The organism is Pseudomonas sp. S30_BP2TU TE3576 (assembly GCF_050436025.1).
In the GTDB taxonomy this organism is placed as follows: Bacteria; Pseudomonadota; Gammaproteobacteria; order Pseudomonadales; family Pseudomonadaceae; genus Aquipseudomonas.
Window position 1 is genome coordinate 5,253,253 of the sequence record NZ_JBNDLK010000001.1, and the last position, 16,298, is coordinate 5,269,550.

Genomic DNA, 16,298 nt, shown 5'->3' on the forward strand with positions numbered 1-16,298 from the left:
AACTCAGCTCAGCTCACTGAACTCCACCACCGGCATCGTGCGCTTCATCAACACCTTGCCATTGCGCACCGAGTACAGCGGCAATCCCTGGCTGCGGATCACCTCGTAATCACTCTCCGCCGACAGAATCAGCAGATTCGCCGGCCGCCCGCGCTCCAAGCCGTAGCGATCGCCGAGGTTCATGGCTCTGGCGCTATTGTCCGTCACCAGATCCAGCGCACTTTGCAGGTTGCGATAGCCGAGCATGTGGCAGATATGCAGCCCGGCTTCGAGCACCCGCAAAATATTGCCATTGCCCAGCGGATACCATGGGTCGACGATCGAGTCCTGGCCGAAGCACACGTTCATACCTGCTTCCAGCAACTCGTTGACCCGGGTTACGCCCCGGCGTTTCGGGAAATTATCGAAGCGACCCTGCAGGTGGATGCTTTCAGTGGGGCAGGAGACAAAGCTGATCCCCGAATGCCCGAGCAAGCGAAACAGTTTGGCGCAGTAGGCGTTGTCGTAGGAGCCCATGGCCGTGGTGTGGCTGGCCGTCACCCGCGAACCCATGTCGCGGCTGCGAGCCTCTTCGGCCAGTACTTCGAGAAAGCGTGAATGCGGGTCGTCGGTTTCGTCGCAATGCACGTCCACCAGGCAACCGCTGCGTTCAGCCAGGTCCATCAGGAACTTCACCGAACTGACGCCCTGATCGCGGGTGTATTCGAAATGCGGAATGCCACCCACCACGTCCGCGCCCATGCGGATGGCTTCCTCCATCAATTGGCGACCATTGCGGTAGGACTCGATGCCTTCCTGGGGGAACGCGACGATTTGCAGGTCGACCAGGTGTCGGCTTTCCTCGCGCACTTCGAGCATGGCCTTGAGCGCGGTCAGATGCGGGTCGGTGACATCGACGTGGGTGCGCACATGCTGGATGCCGTGGGCGGCGAGGGTCTGAATGGTTTTTTTCGCCCGGTTCTTGGTGTCTTCCAGGGTGATGGTCGCCTTGCGCTCGCCCCAGCACTCGATGCCTTCGAACAGCGTGCCGCTCATGTTCCAGCGCGGCTCACCGGCGGTCAGGGTCGCATCGAGGTGGATGTGCGGCTCGACAAAGGGCGGCACCACCAGATTGCCGTCGGCATCCAGATCGTCAGGGCCCAGGGTCGGGGCTTCGATCTGGCGGGTGACGCTGCTGATCAGGCCGTTTTCCAGGTACAACTCATGCAGGCCTTCCTGGTTGCGCAGACGGGCATTGATGATATGCATCAGGCAGATCCTTTTAGCGAATCGAGTAGTCAATACCTTTACGTTAGCTCGGGGGTGGCAACCCCTGCCAGTGACATTGATCAGCACAATCCAAATGTGGGGGCGGGTTTGCCTGCGAAGAGGTTGGTTCAGGCGCCGCCAATCTCAGCGTTTTTCGAGGTTTTCCGGCAGTGGCGCAAACAACGCCTCGATATCATCGCTTTGCAGTTTCCAGTCCCCGGCCTTGCGTCCATCCAGCACGCCGGCCGCGAGGTCGGACTTTTCCCTTTGCAGGTGCTGAATCTTTTCTTCCACCGTGCCGCGCGCAATCAATTTGTAAACGAACACCGGCTTCTCTTGGCCGATGCGATACGCCCGGTCAGTCGCCTGGTTTTCTGTCGCCGGGTTCCACCAGGGGTCGTAATGAATCACGGTGTCCGCTTCGGTCAGGTTCAGGCCAACGCCACCGGCTTTCAGGCTGATCAGAAAAATCTGACGTTTGCCGCTCTGGAATTCCTTCACGGGTGTGCGGCGGTCACGGGTCTGGCCCGTCAGCAGGGCGTAGGCCACGCCGCGTTTGTTCAGCTCGTCTTCGATCAGCGACAGCATTGAAGTGAACTGCGAGAACAGCAGGATCCGTCGACCCTCCTCGAACAGTTCTTCGAGCATTTCCATCAGGCTGTCGAGCTTGCCTGACGTGCTGCCACGGCTTGGCAGGGTCGCCTCATTGACCAGGCGCAAATCGCAGCACACCTGACGCAGCTTGAGCAGTGCTTCCAGAATGATGATCTGGCTGCGGGCTACGCCTTTACGGGTGATCTCGTCGCGGACTTTCTTGTCCATGGCCAGGCGCATGGTTTCGTACACATCGCGTTGGGCCTCGTTGAGTTCGACCCAGTGGATAATCTCGGTTTTCGGCGGCAACTCGGTGGCCACCTGTTCCTTGGTGCGGCGCAGCAGGAAAGGTTTGATCCGGCCATTGAGGTGCTGAAGCCTGACCTCGCTGGTGCGCTTTTCAATCGGCACGCGGTAATCGCGGTTGAAGCTTTTGACGTCGCCAAGCCAGCCGGGCAAGAGGAAGTGAAACAGCGACCACAGTTCACCGAGATGGTTTTCCAGCGGTGTCCCGCTCAGGCACAGGCGCTGCCGGGCATTCAGCTCGCGGGCAGCCTGGGCGGCCTTGCTGCCGGGGTTCTTGATGTATTGCGCTTCATCCAGCACCAGGACGTGCAATGGCTGCGCCGCCAGGCGTTCGACATCCTTGGGCAGCAGCGCATAGGTGGTCAGGATCAGATCGTAATCAGCCAGCTTGTCGAAGTGTTTTTTGCGGCTGGCACCGCAGAGCGCCAGTACGTTGAGCTGCGGCGTAAAGTGTGCCGCTTCGTCGAGCCAATTGGGGATCAGGCTGGTCGGCATCACGACCATGCACGGCCGATCGAGGCGGCCGGCGTTTTTCTCGCTCAGAACGTGCGCCAGTGTCTGTAGGGTTTTGCCCAGGCCCATGTCGTCCGCGAGAATTCCGCCCACGTCCAGTTGCCGCAGCGATTGCATCCAGCTCAAGCCCTCAAGCTGATACGGGCGCAGCGTCGCGTTCAAACCTTCCGGGGCGGTGGCCGTATGGTCCTTGATGTCGCGCAAGCGCTGGGCAAAGGTGCGGATCTGTTCTCCACCCTCCCAGAGCAGTGGCATGTCTTCCAGCGGGTTCAGGCGCGTGGCATCGGCCTTGCTCAGGCGAAGCGTGGTTTCGCCGGGCTCCTGCAGGTAGAACTCGCCGAGGGTTGCCAGTACTGGCTTCAAGCGGCCAAAGGGCAGGGCGACTTGCAGTGGACCGTGCTCGGAGTTCGGACGATTGGGGATGTTTACCAGGATCAACTCGTCGTCGCGTCGTCGGGCCAGGCGTTCCGGGTTGAGGATTTCGGTGTGGGAGCGCATCAGGTTGAGCAGGATCGGCAACAGGCTCAGGCGTTCGCCGTTGACGATGATCCCCAGTTCCAGATCGAACCAGTCGCGCTCCGGTGCCTGATCGACAGTGGCGTACCAGTCGTCTACCGCGGTCAGGTCGAAACCGAAGTCCTCGTCGATCTGCAATTCCCAGCCGTGGGTGCGCAACTTCGGTAGTTCATTGAGGGTAAAGGTCAGCCAGGCGCTGTCATTGACCATCTCGAACAGCTCGCCGGCACTTTCCGGCAACGCCTTGCTTTGCCGGGTGGCGACTTTGAAGCCGAGGATTCGCAACTGTTCCCGGTAGGACTGTTCCACTTCCGGGTGGCGTTTTATCCGCAGCGTCCGGGTTTCCTGGCGAATCAGGATGTCGGCGTTTTTCTGTCCTGAAACGTACTCGTCCAGGTAACTGAAAGACAGCGCCGCACGATGCTGAATGTAACGCTGCATTCGGCCGTTGCGCGGTTCGAAGGCGCTGAACTCGATGCTGGCCAGCCACAGGCGCGGTACCGGTTGCACATTGTCCACCAGCACTTGTGGCGGTGCTTTCGGGCTGCGGTTTTCCAGGACTGCCTGGAGTTTTTCCAGGAGTTCGGCGTCTTTGGCGGCAGCGGGGTAGTCGAGGGTTTCCTGCACTTGCAGGAGCACCGCTGCGCAATGTTTGCAGTTGTTGTGGACCGGGCAGGAGCATGTGGCGTCGACCATCAGCAGGGTGCCCTTGGCTGACTCGCGCAGGCGAATGGTCTGGCGGTAAACGTTACCGCCAGAGCCTTCGCAAACGGCGATGATCGTGGCGTCGCCGGCCTCGACGATGCGGACACGATTCTCCAGCGCGTAGCGGCGGCCACGTTCCAGGCTCTGTTCCTTGAATCGGCTGACCCAGGACGGCGCCAGGGGTTTGCTCAGGGTCGCAGACATAAGGAGGTCAATCAGTCCGGAATTTCTTCGGGGACTGGCCGAGGTGCAGGGGCGGTCAGCGAAGTGATCTTGATCAACAGGCCGAGGTGGCCGTTGTCGAGGAAGTTCAACTGGCCGTTCTTGGTGTGGCTTTCCTGTTTCAGGCGCTCGCTGGCTGTCACCATGCCATTGGCGTCGATCTGGTTGACCCAGAAATCGGCGTCGACGTCGGTGAATCGTCCGAGTTTCATGCTCAGCGTGCCCTCGATCGGGAACTGACCATATTGTTCCTTGCCGTCGCTGATCGCGACTTTGCTGGCGTTTTCGCCGAGAGTCTGTTGCCAGGCCTTGTGCAGCAATACCGTGTAGTCGGCGCTGCTGGTGAGTTTTTCCACCTCGCCATTCAGGCTTGGCGTGCGCAGGCTGTCGGGGCTGACGGGTTGAGCGCCAGCGGCCCAGTCTTCCGGTGCAGCGCGGCTGACAATCGCCGGTACGGCGTTTTGCCGGACCAGAATCATTTCGACCTGATACAGGTCATCGGCAAATGCCGTGGGTGCGACCAGCGCTGGCATCAACAGGGTCAGCAAGGTCAGTGAGCGAAACAGGCGCATGCGGCGTCCTTCAAGCAGTTTTCGGAACGAGGCGCTCGAACAGCGCCTCTACAGTATTAAAGCGCTCTTCCGGGCGCTCCATCGGAACCATGAACTTGAACATCGTGGCGCCTTCGAATTTGTAGCGTTTTGGCTGGCCTCTGGATCAGCTTGATCAGGGTCAACGGGTCGACCGGCGTTTGTGCGGCGAACTCGACGCGGCCGCCTTGCGGGCCGCCATCGACTTTCTTGATGCCCAGTTGCTCGGCCTGCAATTTCAGCGCAGTGATGCGGATCAGGTTCTTGGTCGGTTCCGGCAACAGGCCGAATCGATCGATCATCTCCACCTGCAAATCCTTGAGGCCGTCCTCATCGGTGGCCGAGGCAATGCGCTTGTAGAGAATCAGGCGGGCGTGGACATCCGGCAGATAGTCCTCGGGAATCAGCGCCGGTACGCGCAAGTTGACTTCCGGACCGCCGCCGAGCGGTTGGTCGAGGTTCGGCTGCTCGCCCTTGCGGATCGACTTCACTGCGCGCTCGAGCATTTCCATGTACAGCGTGAAGCCGACAGCCTGGATCTGCCCGCTCTGGCCGTCACCGAGCAGTTCGCCGGCACCACGGATTTCCAGGTCGTTGGTCGCAAGCACGAAGCCCGCGCCGAGGTCCTGAGTGTTGGCAATCGCTTCCAGGCGCTTTTCCGCGTCCGGGGTGATTTGCTGGCGCGGTGGCGTCAGCAGATAGGCGTAGGCCTGGTGGTGGCTGCGTCCGACCCGGCCGCGCAACTGGTGCAACTGTGCCAGGCCGAACTTGTCGGCACGCTCGATGATGATGGTGTTGGCGCTCGGCACGTCGATGCCGGTCTCGATGATGGTCGAGGCGATCAGCACGTTGAAGCGCTTGTGGTAGAAGTCGCTCATCACCTGTTCGAGTTCGCGTTCGCGCATCTGCCCGTGACCGATGCCGATCCGTGCTTCCGGTACCAGCTCGGCGAGGTCGGCGGCGCATTTCTCGATGGTTTTCACGTCGTTGTGCAGGTAATAGACCTGGCCGCCACGCAGCAACTCACGCAGCAAGGCCTCTTTGACCGTGCTCTTGTTCTGCTCCATGACAAAGGTGCGTACCGACAGGCGACGGGCCGGCGGGGTGGCGATGATCGACAGGTCGCGCATGCCCGACACCGCCATGTTCAGCGTGCGCGGAATCGGTGTGGCGGTCAGGGTGAGGATGTCGACTTCGCTGCGCAGGGCCTTGAGCTGTTCTTTCTGACGGACACCGAAGCGGTGTTCTTCGTCGATGATGACCAGTCCGAGGTTTTTGATCTTCACGTCGTCCTGCAGCAACTTGTGAGTGCCGATGACGATGTCGATCTTGCCTTCGGCCAGATCGGCGACCGCCGCATTCACTTCCTTGGCCGACTTGAAGCGGCTCATCACTTCCACGGTCACCGGCCAGTCGGCGAAGCGGTCGCGGAAGCTGTTGTAATGCTGCTGGGCGAGCAGGGTGGTCGGCACCAGAATCGCCACCTGGCGACCGCCGTGGACTGCAATGAACGCGGCGCGCATCGCCACTTCGGTCTTGCCGAAGCCGACGTCGCCGCACACCAGACGGTCCATTGGCTTGGGCGCGAGCATGTCTTCGCGCACCGCTTCGATGGTGGTTTGGCTGGTCGGGGGTTTCTTCGAACGGGAAACCGGCGCTGAAGGTGGCGTAGTCGGCTTTCGGATCGGCGAAAGCGTAGCCTTCCCGGGCGGCGCGGCGTGCATAGATGTCGAGCAGCTCGGCGGCCACGTCGCGTACCTGTTCGGCGGCTTTGCGCTTGGCCTTTTGCCAGGTCTCGGAGCCGAGGCGGTGCAGCGGGGCCAGGGCATCGTCGCTGCCGGTGTAGCGGGCGATCAGGTGCAGGTTGGCCACCGGCACATAAAGCTTGGCGCCTTCGGCGTATTCCAGGGCGAGGAATTCAGCGGTCTGGTTGTCGATTTCCAGGGTTGCCAGGCCCAGATAGCGCCCGACGCCGTGGTCGATGTGCACCACGGGCGCGCCTTCACGCAGTTCGGTGAGGTTCTTGATGACGGCATCGTTGTTGGCATCGGCGCGCTTTTCGCGGCGACGACGCTGCATCACGCGCTGGCCGAACAACGGACTTTCTGCGACGAGGGCAAGAGCTGGATCGTCGAGCAGCAGGCCTTCGTCGAGGGGGGCGATGGTGATTGCCAGGCGCTCCTTGCCGGCGACAAAGTCCGGCCAGCTGTCGACGGTTTTCGGTCGCAGCTTCAGGCGTTCCAGCAATTCCAGCAACACTTCGCGCCGGCCCGCGGATTCGGCGGTGAACAGCACGCGACCGGGAAATTCGTCGAGGAAGCTCGACAGCGCCGCCAACGGCTGGGTGGCCTTGGCTTCGATGGCAAGGTTCGGCAGTTCCCGGGAAGGGAAGCGCTCGCGACCGGCACCGGTTTCCACGTCCTGTTGACTGGCAACCACCCGCGGCCAGTTCTTCAGGCGGGCGAAGCAGTCCTCCACCGGCAAGAACAATTCGGCCGGTGGCAATAAAGGACGGGATGGATCGACGCGGCGTTCTTCATAACGATTGCGCACGTCGTTCCAGAAGTTTTCCGCCGCTTGCTCGATGCCCGGCAGGGAAAACACTTGCGTGTCCTGGGGCAAATAATCGAACAGCGTCGATGTTTCTTCGAAGAACAGCGGCAGGTAGTACTCGATGCCGGCCGGAGTAATCCCGCTGCTCAAGTCCTGGAAGATCGGGCAACGGCGGAAGTCGACGTCAAAACGCTCACGGAAGCGTGCCTTGAAACGGGTGACCGCTTCTTTCTGTAGCGGAAATTCCCTGGCTGGCAACAGCTTGACCGAGTCGACCTTGTCGATGGAGCGCTGGTTCTCGGGGTCGAAGGTGCGCAGGGTTTCGATTTCGTCATCGAACAGGTCGATGCGATACGGCAACTTGCTGCCCATCGGGAACAGATCGATCAGCGAACCGCGAACGGTGAATTCGCCGTGCTCATACACCGTATCGACATAACGATAGCCCGTGGCTTCGAGCCGGGTACGCATTTGCTCGACGTCGAGCTTCTGGCCGATATCCAGCACCAGGCTGCTGCCGAGCAGGAATTTGGTCGGTGCGAGGCGATGCAGGGCGGTCGTGATCGGCACACCACCAGCACGCCATGGCTCAGTTCCGGCAACCGATACAGGCTGGCGATGCGCTGGGAAATAATGTCCTGGTGCGGCGAGAACAGGTCGTAGGGCAGGGTTTCCCAGTCGGGAAAGTGCAATACGGGCAAATCCGGGGCGAAGAAACCCAGCTCCTGTTCCAGCCGTTCGGCACTTTGGCTGTCGGCGGTCAGTAGCAGGGTAAAGCGCTTGGCAGCGCTGGCGGCCTCGGCGATGGCCAGGCTCAGGGCGGCACCGGGCAGGTTGCCCCAGTGCTGTTTACCTGCCGCGGCAGGGAGAAGCGGTAGACGCAGAACGGGCACGGAAGGTTGAGCTCCAAGCGTTGCGACAAAGTCGGTAATTGTAGCGGTCTACGATGCCGCCTGTCAGTTGCTGACTGCGCCTAATGCGCGGGTGTGGCGAAATGTAGTGGTAAAGACAAAATTCGGCGGTTTTTTACCTGGAATCGCTGAATATGTAGTGGAAAATACAACGAGTGTTACGGAGGGTTACGGACAAGGAGGCATGACCTCCAAAAAATTGACTTCGCTGAAAGCCCCGGTTTTACTGGGCTGGCGCGAGGCGTAATTTTTTTGAACGACGATTTGTTACGTAATGCACGACGGGCGCGCATTGCTACGGCTGTCACTCGGCGGCATAATGTAGCCCCTTTTTTCTGCCCCTACATGTGGAAGGTTCCCGTGACTCAGAAGCCCGACCAGTGTCTTGGTGAATGGATCGACCGTGAAGCACTCGCAGAAGCGATGATTCCGCTTATCGGTCAGCTCTACCGCAATAACAACGTGGTGAGCTCGATCTATGGCCGCAGCCTGATCAATCGTTCAGTCATTGCGATTCTCAAAGCTCACCGCTTTGCTCGTCACCGTCAGTCCGACGAAAGCGAGCTGTCCGTCCACGAAACATTCCCGCTGATCAAAGCGATGAGCGAACTCAAGCTCGGCGCCGCTTCGGTGGACCTGGGCAAGCTGGCGGCCAAATTCAAGGCCGAAGGCAATGGCCGTACTGCCGAGCAGTTCGTCCGTGATGAACTGGCTGACGTGGTTGGCCAGCAAAATGCTTCCGCCCGCAAAGGCACTGATGTTGTCCTCTACGGCTTCGGTCGTATCGGCCGTCTGCTGGCGCGCATCCTGATCGAGAAAACCGGTGGTGGCGACGGCCTGCGTCTGCGCGCCATCGTTGTCCGCAAGGGCGCCGAGAACGATCTGGTCAAGCGTGCCAGCCTGCTGCGCCGCGACTCGGTCCATGGTCCGTTCGATGGCACCATCACCATTGATGAAGCCAACAACACCATCACCGCCAACGGCAACCTGATCCAGGTTATCTACGCCAAGAGCCCGGCCGAAGTCGACTACACCCAGTACGGCATCGAAAACGCTCTGATCGTCGACAACACCGGTGTATGGCGTGACGCAGACGGTCTGGGCCAGCACCTGGCCTGCCCGGGCGCTGCCCGCGTGATCCTCACCGCACCTGGCAAGGGCGCGCTGAAGAACATCGTGCACGGCATCAACCATGGCGACATCAGCCCTGACGACAAGATCATCTCGGCGGCTTCCTGCACCACCAACGCCATCGTTCCGGTGCTCAAGGCAGTCAACGACAAGTACGGCATCGTCAACGGCCACGTCGAAACCGTTCACTCGTTCACCAACGACCAGAACCTGATCGACAACTTCCACAAGGGCAGCCGTCGTGGCCGCGCCGCGCCGCTGAACATGGTGATCACCGAGACCGGTGCTGCCACCGCAGCCGCCAAGGCGCTGCCAGTGCTCAAGGGCAAGCTGACCGGTAACGCGATTCGTGTTCCGACGCCGAACGTGTCGATGGCTATCCTGAACCTGAACCTGGAAAAAGCCACCACTCGCGAAGAGATCAACGAGTACCTGCGCCAGATGGCCATGCACTCGGATCTGCACAAGCAGATCGACTACGTGAGCTCCCAGGAAGTGGTTTCCACCGACTTCGTTGGCTCGCGCCACGCAGGCGTAGTGGACGCAGAAGCGACCATCACCCAGGATAACCGCGTTGTGCTGTACGTTTGGTACGACAACGAGTTTGGTTACAGCTGCCAGGTGGTTCGCGTGATGGAAGACATGGCCGGTGTAAACCCGCCAGCATTCCCGCGCTAAGCCTTAGCTGCACATGAAAACGCCCCGACTTTGGTCGGGGCGTTTTTGTTTGTGGGTTTGTCAGTAGGGAAATGTTGCCTGAGCTGGCCTCATCGCGGGCAAGCCCGCTCCCACAGGGATTGTGGCCGGCCGTGGGATTGGCGGTCACTGAAGATCAAAATTGTGGGAGCGGGCTTGCTCGCGAAAGCGGTGGATCAGTCGACATCTCTGTTGAATGTGCCGGCCTCTTCGCGAGCAAGCCCGCTCCCACATTTCTGTCGCATAATGGCTGGCCTTGGCGGCGTGTCAGGGGGTGTTTTTGGGGGAGCTCGGGAATTGTTGATCAGGTGGCAGGGGGCGGTGTTTTTGCTGCTCGGCGCACTATCAGGTTGCGGCAACAGCGACGCCCTCGAAAGCTTTGGCGGCCCGACCATGGGCAGCACTTATTCGATCAAGTATGTGCGCCATGCCGGCCTTCCGGCGCCGGACGAAGTTCGTGTCCAGGTCGAGCAAATCCTCGCTGACGTCGATCGGCAAATGTCGACTTACCGCAGCGACTCGGACATCGAGCGCTTCAACGCGTTGCCGGCCAACCGCTGTCAGGCAATGCCGGCGTCGATCCTCGAGCTGGTCCGCGTAGGCGAGCAACTGTCAGTGCAAAGTGAAGGCTCCTATGATTTGACGGTGGAGCCGTTGTTGAACCTCTGGGGATTTGGTCCGCAGGCCCGTGAGGAAAAAGTCCCGACCACCGAAGCGCTCGCCGAAGCCCGCAAGCGCGTCGGCCACCAGCACTTGCGCATCGATGGCGACCGGTTGTGCAAGGATGCCGCCGTTGAGATCGACTTCAACAGCATCGCTGCCGGCTATGCCGTGGACACGATTGCTGCAAGACTCCAGGCGATGGGTATTCGCGACTTTCTTGCCGAAGCCACGGGCGAGCTCAAGGCGTCCGGCAAGAAGGCCGACGGTTCGCCATGGCGCATCGCGCTGGAAGAGCCGCGGGATGATCGACAGGTGGCCGAGCGCGTCATTGTTGTTGACGGCTATGGCCTGTCCACCTCCGGCGACTACCGGAATTACTTCGAGCAGGGCGGGCGACGTTTTTCCCACACCTTCGATGCGCGCACGGGGGCGCCGGTTTCACATGCCTTGGCGTCCGTCACGGTGATTCATCCTTCAGCGTTGATGGCCGATGGCTTATCGACGCTGTTGCTGATTCTCGGGCCGGAACGCGGTTGGGACTACGCAGAAAAACACGATATCGGTGCATTTTTTGTGATTCGCGCCGATACAGGTTTCGTCACACGCAGCAGTCACGCTTTTGAGCGCCTCAGTGGCCAAAAAGCCGAGTGATTGCGGCAATTTGAGCATTGAAAACTGGCGTTCTAGTGCAGGCAAAAGTAGCCTACGACGCGACCAAGGGTTAATGTGCGCGGCGTTGACGCTTCTATAGACTGTGTCCGGGTTCTGCACTGGCCCCAAATTGTTCCTTCACGCCACACTTGGGCGTGATTTAGCCGCAGGTGCCGAGGGTGCCGCGGCCTGTTCTGAGGAGTACGCATGGCTGTCTACAACTACGACGTGGTGGTGTTGGGTTCCGGCCCGGCGGGGGAAGGCGCGGCAATGAACGCCGCCAAGGCAGGCCGCAAGGTGGCGATGGTCGATAGCCGTCGCCAGGTCGGCGGCAACTGCACTCACTTGGGCACCATCCCGTCCAAGGCACTGCGTCACTCGGTGCGGCAGATCATGCAGTTCAACACCAACCCGATGTTCCGGGCCATTGGCGAACCGCGCTGGTTCTCGTTCCCGGACGTGTTGAAAAGCGCCGAAAAAGTCATCTCCAAACAAGTTGCTTCGCGTACCGGCTACTACGCCCGTAACCGCGTCGACGTGTTCTTCGGCACCGGCAGCTTCGCCGACGAGCAAACCATCGAAGTAGTCTGCGCCAACGGCGTGGTCGAAAAACTGGTAGCCAAGCACATCATCATTGCCACCGGATCGCGTCCTTATCGCCCGGCGGACATCGATTTCCACCACCCGCGTATCTACGATAGCGACACCATCCTCAGCCTCGGCCACACCCCGCGCAAACTCATCGTTTATGGCGCCGGCGTGATCGGTTGCGAATACGCCTCGATCTTCAGTGGTCTGGGTGTATTGGTTGAACTGGTGGACAACCGTGGCCAGTTGCTGAGCTTCCTCGACTCGGAAATTTCCCAGGCGTTGAGCTATCACTTCAGCAACAACAACATCACGGTTCGCCACAACGAAGACTACGACCGCGTCGAAGGCGTGGACAACGGCGTGATCCTGCACCTCAAGTCCGGCAAGAAGATCAAGGCCGACGCCTTGCTCTGGTGCAACGGCCGTACCGGCAACACTGATCAGTTGGGCCTGGAAAACATCGGCGTGAAGGTCAACAGCCGTGGCCAGATCGAAGTCGACGAGGCGTACCGCACTTGCGTGCCGAACATCTATGGCGCCGGTGACGTGATTGGCTGGCCGAGCCTGGCCAGTGCCGCCCACGACCAGGGCCGTTCGGCCGCTGGCAGTATCGTGGATAACGGTAGCTGGCGTTTCGTGAATGACGTGCCGACCGGCATCTACACCATTCCGGAGATCAGCTCGATCGGCAAGAACGAGCAGGAGCTGACCCAGGCCAAGGTGCCGTACGAGGTGGGCAAGGCGTTCTTCAAGAGCATGGCGCGGGCGCAGATCGCCGGTGAGCCGCAAGGCATGCTGAAGATCCTGTTCCACCGTGAAACCCTGGAAGTGCTGGGCGTTCACTGCTTCGGCTATCAGGCGTCGGAGATCGTGCACATCGGTCAGGCGATCATGAACCAGCCGGGTGAACTGAACACGCTGAAGTACTTCGTCAACACGACGTTCAACTACCCGACCATGGCCGAAGCCTATCGGGTAGCGGCGTACGACGGCCTCAACCGGCTTTTTTGAGCGGCTCCGGCCGGTGGCCTGAGCCGGCCGGGGAGACCGATTTCAGCAATTCTCGAGCGTGGCGATGGCCAAACCGGGAAAGTCTGTAATCAGGCTGTCAACGCCGAAGTCGGCGAGCCTGCGCATCAGCGCAGGCTCGTTGACAGTCCACACCGACACATGCAGCCCCTGACGCTGTGCCCTTTGCAGGCGTTCCGGCGTGCACAGGGTCCAGTTCAACGCCAGAATCTCACAGCCATAGCTGGCCGCGACCTTTAACGGGTCGAGCCAGGCATACTCGGCCACCAGTCCACGGGACACATCCGGCACCAGTTCCAGCGCAGCCTTGAGCACTTCACGCGAGCTCGAGGTGATCGTTACCCTGTCCATCAGCCCATGACGCTGGACCATTTCGCGAATCGCCAGCACGGTGGTCGCGGCACGCATCCGTGATGCGCTTTTGACTTCCAGTTGCCAGTGATCGAAGTCGCACTTTTCGAACAGTTCTTCCAGCGTCGGAATCGGGCAGGGCTTGATCCAGCCCGGGCCACCCTTGCGCGCGTCGTAAGTCACAAGCTCGGCCGCCGTGTGTTCGACGACTTTGCCGCGACGGTCGGTGGTGCGCTTGAGGGTCGGGTCGTGGATGACCATCAACTCGCCGTCCATGGACAGGTGCAGGTCCAGTTCGCAGCGACGCACGCCGTGCTTGAGACATTCCTGGAAGCTGGTCAGGGTGTTTTCCGGTGCTTCGCCCTTGGCGCCGCGATGGCCGTAGATGAGGGTCACGGTTCTTCCTTAAATTAATTGCCTGATTCGAGTTGTTCGCGGGCCAGGCGTCGTTCCTGGGCCTGCTTTTGCAAGATGTGGCGGGCCAACAGTTGGCGCTGGGCGTCGGTCAGGTGTTCGAACTCGGTGCCGACGTCATAACCATCGCCCTTGCGGTCGCAATGGGTGACACGAGCGCGCAACAGCAGGCCCAGGGCTTGCGGCATCAACACCAGCTTGACCGACAGGCGTGTGCCGGCGGTAATGGGCGATGGGTGCTGAAAGTCGATACCACCTTCGGAGATGATCACCGGCTGCGGTGCGCCGATCTGCCCGAGCACTGTCAGGGCGACGACCTGACTCAGCAAATCGATGCGTTTGTTCTGGGATTTGAGAAATGCGGCGGTCGTGCGGTCGCGTTCGCTGATCTGGCGCAACAGATGTTGCGACTCGAATTCGCTCAGGTGCAGTTCGCTGAGCAGGTTGAAGAGTGGGGACGCATCCTGCAACACTTCCTGGCCTGCGGCTTCGGGAGCGGACAGGGGCCGAATTTCCAGTGCGATCGTGTCCTCGATACGGTAGTATTCGCGGCGATCTTCTTCATCTAATGTCGACATGGCGAACCCATGGTAGCGGCGGTGGTCTGAGTGTAAAGCTGGTTATCGACCCCCGCCACAAGGACGTTCCTTTTCCCTCCGAACAAGCCCCGACATGTTCAGACCTCTCTTCGTATTTATCGGCACGCGTTACACCCGTGCAAAGCGTCGCAATCATTTTGTGTCATTCATTTCCCTGACTTCGATGATCGGGCTCGCCCTTGGCGTGGTCGTGATGATCGTGGTGCTGTCGGTGATGAACGGCTTCGATCATGAGATGCGCACCCGCGTGCTGGGTATGGTGCCCCACGCGACTATCGAGTCCGGCGAGCCGATCAGCGATTGGCAAAGCCTGGCCACCAAGGTCAAGCAGAACCCGCAGGTGACGGCTGTTGCGCCGTTTACGCAAATGCAGGGTCTGCTGACCAACAACGGCAAGGTCTCGAAAGTCCTGCTCAATGCCATCGACCCGGAGCAAGAGCGCCAGGTGTCGATCATCGATCACTTCATGACTCAGGGCAAACTCGACGACCTGGTCCCGGGTGAGTTCGGCATCGTCATCGGCGACAAGGCGGCAGCCAAACTCGGCGCGGCGGTTGGCGACAAGCTTACTTTCGTCGCACCTGAAGTCACCGTGACCCCGGCCGGGATGTTCCCGCGCATGAAGCGTTTTACCGTGGTCGGCATCTTCCACGTCGGTGCCGGTGAGCTTGATGGCTACCTCGGCGTCACCAACCTTCAGGATCTGGCCCGGCTGCATCGCTGGAAACCGGATCAGGTCCAGGGTCTGCGCCTCAAATTCGACGACCTGTTCCAGGCACCACGCACCGCGTGGAGCATTGCCCGCGATCTGGGCGAAGACCGCTTCTACGCCCGCGACTGGACCCGCACCCACGGCAACCTGTACCAGGCGATCCGCATGGAAAAAGCCATGATCGGCCTGTTGCTGCTGCTGATCGTTGCCGTCGCGGCATTCAACATCATTTCAACGCTGGTGATGGTGGTGAACGACAAGAAGGGCGACATTGCGATCCTGCGCACACTGGGCGCCACGCCGGGCACGATCATGCGCACGTTCATGGTGCAGGGCACGGTGATTGGCGTGGTCGGCACGGTAATCGGTGCCGTGGTCGGCATCTTCGCCGCGTTGAACGTCAGCGCCGCGATTTCGGCCCTCGAAGGCCTGATCGGGCACAAATTCCTCAACGCCGACGTGTATTTCATCGATTACCTGCCGTCGCAAGTGCAGAGCCAGGACGTCGTCATGGTCTGCGCCGCCGCGTTGGTCCTGAGTTTCCTCGCCACCCTGTATCCAGCCTGGCGTGCCGCGCGCACCCAGCCGGCGGAGGCGCTACGTTATGAGTGAGTCGGGCATGAGTGATAAAGCAATCTTGAGCTGCCGCAGCCTGGGCAAGTCCTACGAGGAAGGCCCGGAATCGGTGGAAGTGTTGGCCGGCCTGCAACTGGAGTTGCACCCGGGAGAGCGTGTGGCGATTGTCGGCAAGTCCGGCTCGGGCAAAAGTACCTTGCTCAATCTGCTGGGCGGCCTCGATACACCGACCAACGGCAGTGTCTGGCTCGACGGTGAAGAGCTGTCGGCGCTGAGCGAGAAGAAACGCGGCCTGCTGCGTAATCGTGCCCTCGGCTTCGTGTATCAGTTCCACCACTTGCTGCCGGAATTCACCGCCCTGGAAAACGTCTGCATGCCGCTGCTGATCGGCAAGACGGCGATCCCCGAGGCGCGCCAGCGTGCCACGGCGTTGCTGGAGCGGGTAGGGTTGGGCCATCGCCTGGAACACAAGCCGGCCGAATTATCCGGCGGTGAGCGTCAGCGCGTGGCCATTGCCCGCGCCCTGGTGAACAAGCCGGGCCTGGTGATGCTCGATGAGCCGACCGGCAACCTCGACTCTCACACTGCCCAGGGCATCCAGGACTTGATGCTGGAGCTCAGCACCTCGATGCGCACGGCGTTCCTGGTGGTGACCCACGACATGAACCTGGCCCGCCAGATGGATCGCGTCCTGCACCTGCAGGAAGGTTGCCTGACTCCCATCTAA

General features: G+C 60.7%; 10 protein-coding genes and 1 pseudogene. 5 read left to right on the top strand and 6 right to left on the bottom strand.

The annotated features are described in order from the left end of the window. Positions 1 to 3: 3 nt before the first annotated feature. From codA to mfd, 4 genes and pseudogenes are all read right to left on the bottom strand, one after another. A complete protein-coding gene (gene codA / locus ABIA48_RS23920) occupies positions 4 to 1,248 on the bottom strand; it encodes a cytosine deaminase (protein ID WP_429491818.1) in 1,245 nt (414 codons plus the stop codon). A gap of 144 nt (positions 1,249 to 1,392) precedes the next feature. After that, on the bottom strand, positions 1,393 to 4,086 hold the full coding sequence (locus ABIA48_RS23925) for an SNF2-related protein (RefSeq protein ID WP_429491820.1): 2,694 nt from the start codon (positions 4,084 to 4,086) through the stop codon (positions 1,393 to 1,395). An 11-nt stretch (positions 4,087 to 4,097) separates the two neighbouring features. Continuing rightward, positions 4,098 to 4,676: a CsiV family protein gene (locus ABIA48_RS23930; RefSeq protein ID WP_204933661.1), complete on the bottom strand. Its 579-nt coding sequence runs from the start codon at positions 4,674 to 4,676 to the stop codon at positions 4,098 to 4,100. A gap of 10 nt (positions 4,677 to 4,686) precedes the next feature. Continuing rightward, positions 4,687 to 8,140: pseudogene (gene mfd, locus ABIA48_RS23935) on the bottom strand (transcription-repair coupling factor). 363 nt (positions 8,141 to 8,503) lie between these two features. On the opposite strand from mfd, the gene ABIA48_RS23940 reads away from it, so the two are divergent. The 3 genes from ABIA48_RS23940 (at position 8,504) to sthA (ending at position 12,901) form a co-directional block, all read left to right on the top strand. After that, positions 8,504 to 9,967 (top strand): glyceraldehyde-3-phosphate dehydrogenase, encoded by a 1,464-nt coding sequence (locus ABIA48_RS23940; RefSeq protein WP_429491822.1) that lies wholly within the window; start codon positions 8,504 to 8,506, stop codon positions 9,965 to 9,967. 315 nt (positions 9,968 to 10,282) lie between these two features. Further along, entirely contained in the window at positions 10,283 to 11,299 is a 1,017-nt protein-coding gene (locus ABIA48_RS23945) for an FAD:protein FMN transferase (RefSeq protein WP_429491824.1), read from the top strand. Between the two features lie 207 nt (positions 11,300 to 11,506). Further along, a complete protein-coding gene (gene sthA, locus ABIA48_RS23950) occupies positions 11,507 to 12,901 on the top strand; it encodes a Si-specific NAD(P)(+) transhydrogenase (protein WP_007984277.1) in 1,395 nt (464 codons plus the stop codon). Positions 12,902 to 12,943: 42 nt separating this feature from the next. Here the strand turns inward: sthA and ABIA48_RS23955 are convergent, their stop codons facing one another. Both ABIA48_RS23955 and ABIA48_RS23960 read right to left on the bottom strand, forming a co-directional pair. Further along, complete coding sequence (locus ABIA48_RS23955; RefSeq protein WP_429491826.1) at positions 12,944 to 13,666, bottom strand: glycerophosphodiester phosphodiesterase; 723 nt, start codon at positions 13,664 to 13,666, stop codon at positions 12,944 to 12,946. Positions 13,667 to 13,680: 14 nt separating this feature from the next. After that, complete coding sequence (locus tag ABIA48_RS23960) at positions 13,681 to 14,262, bottom strand: PilZ domain-containing protein (RefSeq protein WP_429491828.1); 582 nt, start codon at positions 14,260 to 14,262, stop codon at positions 13,681 to 13,683. 94 nt (positions 14,263 to 14,356) lie between these two features. Between ABIA48_RS23960 and ABIA48_RS23965 the strand changes: the two genes are divergently transcribed. Both ABIA48_RS23965 and lolD read left to right on the top strand, forming a co-directional pair. Then, positions 14,357 to 15,607: a lipoprotein-releasing ABC transporter permease subunit gene (locus tag ABIA48_RS23965; RefSeq protein WP_429491830.1), complete on the top strand. Its 1,251-nt coding sequence runs from the start codon at positions 14,357 to 14,359 to the stop codon at positions 15,605 to 15,607. Positions 15,608 to 15,614: 7 nt separating this feature from the next. Next, complete coding sequence (gene lolD, locus ABIA48_RS23970) at positions 15,615 to 16,298, top strand: lipoprotein-releasing ABC transporter ATP-binding protein LolD (protein ID WP_177318956.1); 684 nt, start codon at positions 15,615 to 15,617, stop codon at positions 16,296 to 16,298.